The organism is Bacteroides sp. D22, from assembly GCF_000163675.1.
Lineage (GTDB): Bacteria > Bacteroidota > Bacteroidia > Bacteroidales > Bacteroidaceae > Bacteroides > Bacteroides xylanisolvens.
On sequence record NZ_GG774807.1, the window covers coordinates 33,702 to 45,724 of the forward strand.

Consider the following 12,023-nt stretch of genomic DNA (forward strand, 5'->3'; position numbering starts at 1 on the left):
TACGTAAAAACGACAATCTGAATTTGCGCCCTGAAAGGGCATAATTGTATACGGTTCCGCCCTTTCAGGGCTTGTGGCTGGTGTGTTTTTCTCGTAGGGCGTTGCCCTACGCTATATAATTAAGCCCTTTCAGGGCATCCCGATAAATATATGATTGTAAGGCTTTCAGCCTAACCGATAAATTCTCATTACCGGCGTAGCGCCGGAGCAAGGTTTCCATTCGGTATTCCCTGAAAGAGATACAGTTCCACCCTTTAGGGTATGTCTAAAACGATAACATGCCGAATGGAAACCTTGTTGGGGCGCTACGCCCCTAAATTCCCATTTATAAAACGAATGATAAAGAATAGCTAACATTAATAATCAATTGAATTTATGAAGTATATGATAAAAAGTAAAATGCTGGCAACTTTTTGTGCCGCCTGCCTGCTGACTCTTTCAACTACAGCACACCCCTCTTCTTGGTTTAATGACAAAGATCTGACACTGACAGGCGTCTACTATTATCCTGAACACTGGGATGAAAACCAGTGGGAACGTGACTTCATGAAAATGCATGACTTGGGATTTGAATTTACTCATTTTGCCGAGTTTGCCTGGGCGCAGTTGGAGCCGGAAGAAGGTCGTTATGATTTTGCCTGGCTCGACAGAGCGGTAGCTTTAGCTGCCAAATATGATTTAAAAGTGATAATGTGTACGTCTACTGCCACTCCTCCTGTATGGATGAGCCGGAAATATCCTGAAATTCTGTTGAAGAATGAAGATGGAACGGTACTTGACCACGGTGCCCGTCAGCATGCTTCATTTGCTTCTCCTCTTTACAGAGAGTTATCTTATAAGATGATTGAAAAACTGGCGCAGCACTATGGTAACGATCCTCGTATTATCGGATGGCAACTCGATAACGAGCCTGCCGTACAGTTTGACTATAATCCGAAAGCGGAACTTGCCTTCCGTGATTTTCTTCGTGCCAAATACAATAATGACATTCAACTTTTAAATAATGCCTGGGGAACTGCTTTTTGGAGTGAGGCTTATTCTTCTTTTGATGAAATAACGCTTCCCAAGCGTGTACAGATGTTTATGAACCATCATCAGATTTTGGATTACCGTCGTTTTGCAGCAATGCAAACCAATGATTTTCTGAATGAGCAATGCTTGTTAATCAAGAAATATGCAAAGAACCAATGGGTAACAACCAATTATATACCGAACTATGATGAAGGACATATTGGTGGTAGTCCTGCGTTGGATTTCCAAAGCTATACCCGTTACATGGTATATGGAGATAATGAGGGAATCGGTCGTCGGGGCTATCGTGTAGGTAATCCGTTGCGTATTGCCTGGGCGAATGATTTTTTCCGTCCAATACAGGGAACGTATGGTGTAATGGAACTGCAACCGGGACAAGTGAACTGGGGCAGTATCAATCCCCAGCCTCTTCCGGGAGCTGTCCGTCTATGGATGTGGAGTGTATTTGCCGGTGGAAGTGATTTTATCTGTACCTACCGCTATCGCCAACCGCTCTATGGTACAGAACAGTATCATTATGGAATAGTGGGAACAGACGGAGTGACTGTTACCCCCGGTGGAAAAGAGTATGAAACTTTTATAAAAGAGATTCGTGAACTTCGTAAGCATTATGCTCCCCGTGAGGCGAAGCCTGCTGATTACTTGGCACGTCGTACAGCTATTCTTTTCAATCCTGAAAACTCCTGGAGCATTGAGCGACAGAAGCAAAACCGGACTTGGGATACTTTTGCGCATATTGAAAAGTATTACCGTACCTTAAAATCATTCGGAGCCCCCGTCGATTTTATATCAGAAGCCAAGAACTTATCTGATTATCCGGTCGTCATTGCGCCGGCTTATCAATTAGCTGATAAAGAACTGGTGGACAAATGGATTTCTTATGTGAAGAATGGCGGAAACCTCATTCTGACTTGTCGTACGGCACAGAAGGATCGTTATGGTCGTCTCCCGGAGGCTCCTTTTGGCTCTATGATTACTCCGCTGACCGGAAATGAAATGAACTTTTATGATTTGCTTCTTCCCGAAGATCCCGGTACTGTTGTTATGAACGGAAAAGAGTATGCCTGGAATACATGGGGAGAGATTCTGAATCCTCCGGCAGATGCTCAAATATGGGCTACTTATAAGAACGAATTCTATGAAGGAAGTCCGGCTGTGACTTTCCGCAAACTGGGGAAAGGTACGATTACTTATGTTGGAGTGGACAGCCACAACGGAGCATTGGAAAAAGATATATTGAAAAAACTATATGCACAGCTGAATATCCCGGTAATGGATTTGCCTTATGGCGTGACAATGGAATACCGGAATGGCTTGGGAATTGTTTTGAACTATTCAGACCAACCCTATGCCTTTAACTTGCCGAAAGGAGCCAAAGCATTGATTGGAACTACAAATATTCCTACAGCGGGTGTATTGGTGTTTTCAATGTGACCGGCTATAAATTAATATTCTTATCTTTGATGTGTTTGAAGAATTAAAAAAATGATATTGTAATGAAGACTTACTTACTGAAACCGATGGTAGTTGTCTGCCTTTGCTTATTGACAGCTTCCTGTACTTTTGCCGCTGATAATTATAAAATGGTAAAGGTGAAAGCTCCTTTCCCTATGCAACCTATTAAAGTATTTATCTATCCGGACAAAGACTTTTTGATAACAGATTACGGAGCAAAAAACGGAGGTGAAGTAAACAATACAAAAGCAATTGCTGCCGCTATTGAAGCGTGTCATAAATCAGGTGGCGGACGTGTTGTTGTTCCGGCAGGTATATGGTTAACTGGGCCAATTCATTTTAAAAGTAATGTAAATCTTTATTTGGAGGAGAATGCGATTCTGAATTTTACGGATAATCCTTTTGATTATCTTCCGGCAGTGATGACTTCATGGGAAGGTTTGGAATGTTATAATTATTCTCCATTACTCTATGCTTTTGAATGTGAGAATGTGGCAATTACAGGTAAAGGGACTCTTCAGCCGAAGATGGATACTTGGAAAGTATGGTTCAAACGTCCTCAACCTCATTTGGAGGCATTGAAAGAGTTATATACGAAAGCTTCGACCGATGTTCCTGTTATTGAACGTCAAATGGCGGTAGGAGAGAACCACCTTCGTCCGCACTTGATTCATTTCAATCGCTGCAAGAATGTTTTATTGGATGGGTTTAAGATTCGTGAAAGTCCGTTCTGGACCATTCATCTTTATATGTGTGACGGAGGACTGGTACGTAATCTGGATGTAAAAGCACATGGACATAATAATGACGGTATTGATTTCGAAATGAGCCGTAATTTTCTGGTAGAAGATTGTTCTTTCGATCAGGGTGATGATGCAGTAGTGATTAAAGCCGGACGTAATCAAGATGCCTGGCGATTGAATACTCCTTGCGAAAATATTGTTATCCGTAATTGCCAGATTCTTAAAGGACATACTTTGCTTGGCATTGGAAGTGAAATTTCCGGAGGAATACGGAATATTTATATGCATGATTGCACAGCTCCGAATTCAGTAATGCGTCTTTTTTTCGTAAAAACCAATCATCGTAGAGGTGGGTTTATAGAAAACGTTTATATGAAGAATGTACAGGCAGGAATGGCTCAACGTGTACTTGAAATAGATACCGAAGTGCTTTATCAATGGAAAGATTTGGTACCTACTTATGAAGAACGGATTACCCGTATTGATGGCATTTATATGGATAAAGTCACTTGTGAGTCGGCAGATGCTATTTACGAATTGAAAGGAGATGCAAAACTTCCGGTGAAGAATGTAACAATCAAGAATGTGAAGGTAGGGGAAGTGAAGAAGTTCGTGAAGAAAGTGAATAATGTGGAGAATGTAGTAGAGAAGAATGTGACCTATGAAAGGGAGGTAAAATAATCATTTTCTGAAATTGGCAGAAAAAATCGTACTGTCATATTAGCATAATGTAGTATATTAGCGGCAAAATTGAAAACTTTATTCTAGTATGAAGAAATCCTGTTTTTTGCTGCTACTTACTATTTTATGTAGCAGTATAAGTTTTGCCCAAAGCCTGAAATCTATTTCTATTTTAGGCGACTCGTATTCAACGTTTGAAGGATATCTACAACCAGATACGAATAGTATTTGGTATTATGTCTCTCCACGACAACAAACAGATGTGACTTCAGTAAAACAGACGTGGTGGCATAAATTCATTAAAGAGAATAATTACCGCCTTTGTGTCAATAATTCATTTTCGGGTGCAACGATTTGTAATACGGGTTATCGCAATGAAGATTACTCGGATCGTTCTTTTATAACCCGTATGGATCAACTGGGTTGTCCGGATGTAATTTTTGTTTTTGGCGCAACTAATGATTGTTGGGCTGGCTCTCCGCTTGGGGAGTATCAGTATGTGGGATGGACTAAAGACGATTTGTATAAATTCCGTCCGGCTATGGCTTATATGCTCGATCACATGATTGATCGCTATCCTAATGTTGAAATCTATTTTCTATTGAATTCCGGTTTAAAGGAAGAGTTTAATGAATCAGTCAGAACTATCTGCAGGCATTATAATATTGATTGCATAGAATTGCATGACATTGACAAAAAGAGTGGTCATCCTTCAATAAAGGGAATGGAGCAGATCAGTGAACAGATTAAAGAGTTCATGGTGAAGAAGACGAAGTGAAAGGAGCATTAAAAAATATTGCCACTTGTTCTTCTTTGATTAGAAATTCTATTTCGAAGAGTGACAAGTGGCAATAGGATTAGTTGTTTACCTTAATATCCCGGGTTTTGCATTGCTTTCTTTTCCTCATTACTTAATGCAGAACCATTTGAATTGGTGATACCGTCTAAGAAGGCTTGGGGGATCGGACGATAGTAATGTTTCTCCGATTTGAATTCGCCAAGACCTCTGCTGGCACCATCGTTGAATTTATGCCAACGGGCGTCTAACGTCTTGGTACGTGCCAGATCTTCCCAGCGTTGCAATTCGCCACAAAGTTCTCTTGTACGTTCATTCAACAGGAAGCACATCATTTTGTCAGCATTGGATGTGTAGCCCAGTTCGTTGTAAATAGGGACATCTACTGTAGAATTATATACATCTGATACACTATTTAATTTCATTGTTGTTTTGGTAGAAGCAGTGGTTTCCTGTTCTATATTGTTTGACTCGTAATAAGTATTTTCTTCCCAGTAAATAGCACCTTCAGAAGAATGACCGCCCCCCTTTCCCGAACAATAAGGATTGTTCTTATAGGCTTGTCCGCCATCTACATTCTTACTACGATCCTCACCTGTTTTATAACCGGCACGTTCACGTAATTTATTCATCCACTCGATAGCTTTGTCATAGTTGGCTTCCCCCTTACGAATATATGCCTCGGCAACCATTAGTACATCATCTGCCGAACGGGCGATAATAGCATCACGAGTACCGAATTGAGACGCAATAGAAACACGGTAACCATCACGGAATTTAGATAAAGCTACCGAACGTTTGTGGGGTATGATATCGTAATAATTACCTGTTTTTTCATTTACATTCCAACTGTGTTCCTGCCCTTTGAAATAGCGTACATATGTGTACGTGTTACACATTTTTCCATCTTTCAAAACAGTATATGCCGGAGCATTGGGATATTTCTCATAGCGGTTGTCTCCCGGGTCATTAACGATGTATTTCATACCGAGTTCACCTCCACTAAAACGTTTGTCACCTTCTTTTACACCTGCCGGAGCGTATGGCATATCTTCTGCTGTCCAGGTAGGAGCGCTTTTGGTTTCGTTGGCTCCATAACAGGTGATGAATGATTTCCAGAAACGAGAGTCATTGACACGGTCAAATACCTGCATGGTATATTCTGTAGCACTTACGTATGAGAATTCACGTCCTCCTGAGATGTCACGTTTACATCCACCTATATCATTGCCTTGATATACGGCCGGATAATAAAGATGCATCTGATTTCCAAAGCGTCCCCATGTTGATTCATCATTAGAGAATTGAGCCGCTAGAATCACTTCGCTTACTTTTTCATTGGCTCCGTTTGGCTGTTCATAGTCCCAAAGTTCTACATAATCACTACACAACGGATGTGCATCTACTACTTCCGAACCATATTGAATAACAGCATCGAGGTCGGATGCTACATAATTACTGTTCCAATCGCTGTACAATTCAGATGCACGGAATAAATGTGCTTTTGCAAGGAAATGTGCGGCAGCATATTTGTTAATCCGTCCGATTGATTCACCTTTATTGGGAAGTAGTCTGTAGGCTTCTCCAAAATCAGCTATAACCTGTGTGTATATTTCTTCAGCAGAATTCCGTGTGAAATATGTTTCGGCACTTGTAGACGGAGCTAATTTCAAAGGTACGCCACCAAATTGTTTTACTAATTCAAAATAAGCATAAGCTCTAAGGAAATGTGCTTCTCCTAAACGGGTGTTGTATGTAGGTGAACTCTGATTATAATATTGAGGTATGTTCTGAATCAATATGTTTGCGGGTTCAACTAGTCCGTAGTAATTATCCCAGATGGGTTGGTTGGCACCATTTTCAGATGAGTTTAAATCCTGGCTATAGTGATTCCATGCAGGAATTACATTGTTAGCATCGGTAAACTCGTCCACTCCCATATTGTAACATTGGATTCCCCATATATAATTGAATTTAAATTTAAGTTTCTGATAGGCGCCAGTTACCAATTCATCAAGACCTTCCTGGGTTTTAAAACGGTCTGTACTATATTGAGTCGTAAGATTTTCATCAAGGAAAGACTCACTGCACGATGTGATCGAGCTTCCTGTTACGCTGGCTATTAAAGCAGCAAATAATATTCTATTTAATTTCATAATGTCTTTACTTTAATTTGTTGATTAGAATCCGATGTTGACACCTATTACAAAACTCTTCAAAGTGGTAGGTGAACCAAATGTCTTGGTATTATTGTCATAGTTTACCAAGTCTGTATCTAAAAAGTCACATGCCTTATAGATATTGAATGGGTTCATGGCTTGAACATATAGCTTCAAATTATTGATACCCAACTTCTTTAATTGTTGCGGGGTAAAATTATAGCCCAATGAAATATTACGTACTTTAATGTACGATCCATCTTGATAGTTCATTGCACTGTTGAAAGCATCGGCTCCTTCGCCGTTGGAGCCGGGTGAATAGTATTTTGCATTTTCATTTGTACCAGCCACCCAATAGTCTACTTTACGTTGCATATAGCGACCGTCGAGCGTTACAGCTCCTTGCGGGACGGTGAATCCCCAGCGTGACAGAATAAAGAAGGAAAGCTCAAAATTCTTATAGCTGAAAGTGTTGCTCCATCCACCTGTCCAGCGTGGACGTGTATGCCCTACAATTTGCTTGTCATCGTTAGCATCTATTGCACCATCATTATTTAAATCTTTTACTTTGATTTGTCCTGGCTTACGTCCGTATTTAGCAGCTTCTTCAGCTTCTTCCGTTTTCCATATTCCATCATATACCCAGTCGTAATAAACACCGATTTCTTCACCGACAAACCATTTGTTATTCACATCTTCAGTTCTGCCGTTAGATAATTCGTCAATTCGGTTTCTATCCATAGACCATGTTAAAGTAGTGCTCCAGGTAAAATCTTTGGTTTGTACTGGTATTGCATTTACTTGCAAATCAATACCATATCCGGATGTTTTACCCACATTGGCATACGTAGAAACATAACCCGTTAATGAAGGGATTGACATTTCTAATAATAAGTCATTGGTTTTTGTTTTGTATGCATCAATACTACCGGTGAGTCGGTTATTAAAGAAGCCATAGTCAATACCGACATTGTATTGTGTAGTTCGTTCCCAGCCTAAGGTTGGATTAGCCATTTTAGCAGGCTCTTTTTGTGAAGGATCGGAAGGTACATAACCTAAAGATGAATCACTTTGTCCCCAGTTATAGTATAAACCGGTGATGGCACCTTTGGTTGCGTATGCTTTGATAGCTGCATTGCCTGTGACACCCATACCTACACGAAGTTTCAACTGATTCAACCAACTGATGTCTTTCATGAAATCTTCTTGATCCATTCTCCATGCAATAGCTGCAGAAGGAAAACTTGCCCATTTGTGCCCTTCGGCTAATTGAGAGGCACCATCCCAACGCATAGATGCCGTTAACAAGTATTTATCTTTGTAACCATAGTTCAGTCGAACCATATAAGATGCCATCTGAGTTTCGGTTAGCCCAGTACCAAAGGAATTCAATGTACCGGCAGATCCCATATTATACCAAAGCTCATCCGACGAGGCTACATTGGTGGCTCTCATATCTCCCATCTCGTAATGATAGGCAGAAGCGGATTGCATCAATGTCATTCCTAGACTATGCTGACCTAGAGTTTTATTGTAATAGATCAGGTTATCCAATGTCCATGCACGCTTTTGTTCGTTCTTATATTGTGCACCGTTGTTACCATCTCCATTGATGCCATCAGCAGCGTTAGCAACTCCTAGAGTGTAAAATTGAAATTCGGGACCAAACTGAAGACGATAGGATAAACCTTCCAGTGGTTTCCAAATTTTTCCGAAATCAATCTGTGAGTACATGCTGGCAGAAGCACGGAAAGTACGGCGTTGATTGGTATTATAGTCTAATTCCCGGATGGGGTTGATGATATTTACGTCACCGCTTGGATAACGGACATATTCACCGTTTTCATCGTAAGGCACAGTCCATGGGATCATGCTTCTTAATGCACTATAGAAGTCACCGGAACCAGTTACGGATTTAGAGAAACTATATCCATAGTCTTGAGTAGAATATGATGCGTTAATTGAAGAACCCATTTTGAACCAATCAACAGGAGTTACGTCAAATGATGTCTTTAATGTATAACGTTCATAGGCTTGTCCTGGTTGTGTTCCTTTTTGATCTAGATAGCCGAATGAAGCATAACCTTGGAATTTGTCCGAACCTCCGGAGGCACTTAAGGTATGTTCGTGGGTGATACCCGTCTGTTTGCCGTGAGATGCCCAGTCGTAGGAGCCGACCTTTGAGGGATCATAATTGCCATTTGACCATGCTTGCTCGATATTCTTCCACGAAGCGCTTACACTGCCGAATGCTGCTTTATCTGCTTCAAAAGTTGGAGTGGCCGAAGCATAAGAACCCGCATTGTATTTGGCTAGGCGAGCATAATCCAGCCATTCTGTGGCAGACATCATTTCTGTGACATCATGTAATGTTTCAAAAGTAACAGTACCTGAATAGTTCAGGGTTACTTTTCCCTCTTTTCCTTTTTTAGTAGTTACGAGAATTACACCATTGGCACCACGTGAACCATAAATGGCTGTGGCCGAAGCATCTTTCAAAATGTCAATAGCTTCAATGTCGGAAGGATTGATGTTTTCAATACCTCCATTTTGAATTACCATACCATCTACGACATACAGTGGTCCTTGCTCTGCATTAATAGAGCGTTGCCCACGAATGTTAATGTTACCGACTTCTCCGGGACGTTGGCTAGATGTAATATCCACACCTGCTGTTTTGCCCTGCATTCCTTCCAATGCATTTCTTACAGGCATTGCTTTTAATTCTTTTTCTCCTACGCGGGCCATAGCGCCAGTTACATCGCTTTTCTTCTGTACACCGTAGCCCACAACTACTACTTCATCCAGCGTTTCAGTATCTTCTTGAAGAGTTATCTTGAAGTTAGTATTTCCTGCTACGGATACTTCTTGCTTTTTGTATCCTATATAAGTGATAGTGATTGTACCTTTGGTTGGTACATTGGAAAGAGAAAACTTGCCATTTAAATCAGTAATTGTACCATTAGTAGTACCATTAACCAACACACTGGCACCAATAACCGGTTCTCCGGTAAAATCTGTAACCGTACCCGAAATCGTTTTGTTTTGGGCATAGGATTCTACTATTAAAAAGGAGAACAAAGTGAGAAGAAATAGCCGTCGGATAGTATCCTTATAGGCATACAGGTGATTACCTTTTTTGTTGCTTTTCATACTTTAATTATTAAGTTATAAATATTGGTTTATAGATCCTTTATTGTTGATTTATCTTTTTATCCTCTAATGAAGACTCTTTGTTTCTTTTTGTATTTTATATGGATATTCCTGTAATGTAGTACTTTATAGAGGTTTAGTTGTATGATATATTGTATGGTATTTCTATATTTACATAGCATATTTATTATAAAGTTAAACAAAAGTTAGATTCTCTTTTTAGTATAACCGACTGTGAATCAAATGACTACATATAGTTAGCAATCAATTGAGGATAGGATTTGAACAATTAGTACCATTAATATCTTTTTTACCTATTATGAGTTATCCGGTATGCGAATCTTTCTTCGTTCCACTATAGTTATCTTTGCGTTTGACTATAGTTATCCGCAAGGGTAACTATAGTGTACTTTGCGGATAACTATAGTGGAACGAAAAAAAGATAGCGATCGGAATGAAATCGATTAGCAAAAGAAGGAAATAAAAATAGCAGTGAAAAACTATCTATGCTATAGCAATTGGTCAAGTACGGCACGAAACACCTTATCGGCATGTTCTTGCATAATCTTAATATAATTAAAGATAGGACGGTTATTTTTCATACTGTGTCCGATACAGTATTCTATTTTTTCAATTTGAATGCCTAAATCATATCCGTGTTGTGCAAATGTCTTTCGGGCGGAATAGTAAGTAACCTTTTTCTTTACCCCCGAAAGTTCTGTTACCTTATTTATATGTCGGAAGACTAAACTATATATTTGTTTATAAGATGAATATTTACCAAACTGCAAATGCCCATTTCTCGACATATATTTATCTATAAGCACTTTTGCTTCAGGCTGCAAAGTAAATACAATTTCATTTTCTCCCTTCTTGCTATTACGTGTTTTGTGACGCACATAACGCATATCGTTCTTATTTTTAAAATCATATGCTAATAAATCTCTCAGGTTGATACCGCCTAAATAATAGGTAAGCATAAAAATATCTCTCACCATGGATAAAGAAGACTTTAAAAGCCGGACATCACGTATTCTCTTCAGTTCATCTATTGACAAATCAAGTTCCCGCACATTACTTGTCGGCATCTTAAAGAGGACAAAAGGATGAATGGAGTAAGATACATAATTCATCTTACCGGCATAATTTACTATCACCTTTATTAAAGTCAGATATATTCTGATAGTTGTATCTGCCAGATTCTCCTCGTGAAGAACTTTGGCAAATCCTTGGATATGTATAGGTGTCAATTGAATTAAAGGAAAATCCCCTTTCATATATTTGACTAATCTTTCGGAAGCTATCTTATAAAGTTTATAAGATTTCTCCCGCTCTTCTCCTTTCATGAAATTCATGTATTCTTTTGCAACAGCTTGAAAGGTTATACCTTTTTTCTTTTGTTCATAAGTAATTATACGTATAAGTTCGGTACATGAAATTGCTGGTAAATAGCTGATCGATGTAACAATTTCTTCATACTCATTGATTAGTTTCCGAAGACAGGCATTCATATTCGCTGCATTCTCATGCCTTACTACTCGACCATTTTTTAGTTGATTGGCAGAATCCAAAGTAAATTGGGTAGATATATATCTGGTTTGAGAATGATGTGCTACGGCTATCCTTATTCGATGTCTGCCATTTGATAATTTTTTAGTTGGAACAACTACAATTGAAAAATTCGCCATATCATTTTTAGGTTTATAAATTACTATTTTCCATACAATAAAATAGAAACCTAAAATCCGCAACTATCATCCAATACACGATTAAGGGTAGATTTATGAGTCGTTAGTAGCAGCTTTCAGTAAAAAGCAACAGCACAACATCAATATGTAGCCACCATCCCCTTACCCCACGATGCGACTTGAGGTAATACGCAGATTCTAACCGGAAAGAAAGGATTCTTATCCGAATTCTGTTTTGAAAGGTCTTGCATAAGCCCGGTTTTCTGTATAGATATTCAGCACGTATTGCCTTGCTGTCATGATCCACTTGGCAGGT

6 protein-coding genes are annotated in these 12,023 nt (G+C 39.4%); 3 read left to right on the forward strand and 3 right to left on the reverse strand.

From position 1 onward, the window contains the following. The first annotated feature begins 375 nt into the window (after positions 1–375). The 3 genes from HMPREF0106_RS11810 (at position 376) to HMPREF0106_RS11800 (ending at position 4,689) form a co-directional block, all read left to right on the forward strand. Positions 376–2,466 carry a beta-galactosidase gene (locus HMPREF0106_RS11810; protein WP_009040087.1) on the forward strand — a complete coding sequence of 697 codons (2,091 nt, stop codon included), beginning with the start codon at positions 376–378 and terminating at the stop codon, positions 2,464–2,466. Between the two features lie 62 nt (positions 2,467–2,528). Beyond that, entirely contained in the window at positions 2,529–3,911 is a 1,383-nt protein-coding gene (locus HMPREF0106_RS11805; protein WP_009040088.1) for a glycoside hydrolase family 28 protein, read from the forward strand. Between the two features lie 88 nt (positions 3,912–3,999). After that, positions 4,000–4,689 carry an SGNH/GDSL hydrolase family protein gene (locus HMPREF0106_RS11800; RefSeq protein ID WP_009040089.1) on the forward strand — a complete coding sequence of 230 codons (690 nt, stop codon included), beginning with the start codon at positions 4,000–4,002 and terminating at the stop codon, positions 4,687–4,689. 92 nt (positions 4,690–4,781) lie between these two features. Here HMPREF0106_RS11800 and HMPREF0106_RS11795 read toward each other — a convergent pair whose 3' ends face one another. The 3 genes from HMPREF0106_RS11795 to HMPREF0106_RS11785 all read right to left on the reverse strand — a co-directional run bounded on the left by HMPREF0106_RS11795 (position 4,782) and on the right by HMPREF0106_RS11785 (position 11,707). After that, positions 4,782–6,863, reverse strand: a complete 2,082-nt coding sequence (locus tag HMPREF0106_RS11795) for a RagB/SusD family nutrient uptake outer membrane protein (protein WP_009040090.1) — start codon at positions 6,861–6,863, stop codon at positions 4,782–4,784. A 24-nt stretch (positions 6,864–6,887) separates the two neighbouring features. Continuing rightward, on the reverse strand, positions 6,888–10,019 hold the full coding sequence (locus HMPREF0106_RS11790; RefSeq protein ID WP_004315619.1) for a SusC/RagA family TonB-linked outer membrane protein: 3,132 nt from the start codon (positions 10,017–10,019) through the stop codon (positions 6,888–6,890). A 509-nt stretch (positions 10,020–10,528) separates the two neighbouring features. Further along, positions 10,529–11,707, reverse strand: a complete 1,179-nt coding sequence (locus tag HMPREF0106_RS11785) for a tyrosine-type recombinase/integrase (RefSeq protein ID WP_008646122.1) — start codon at positions 11,705–11,707, stop codon at positions 10,529–10,531. Positions 11,708–12,023 lie beyond the last annotated feature (316 nt).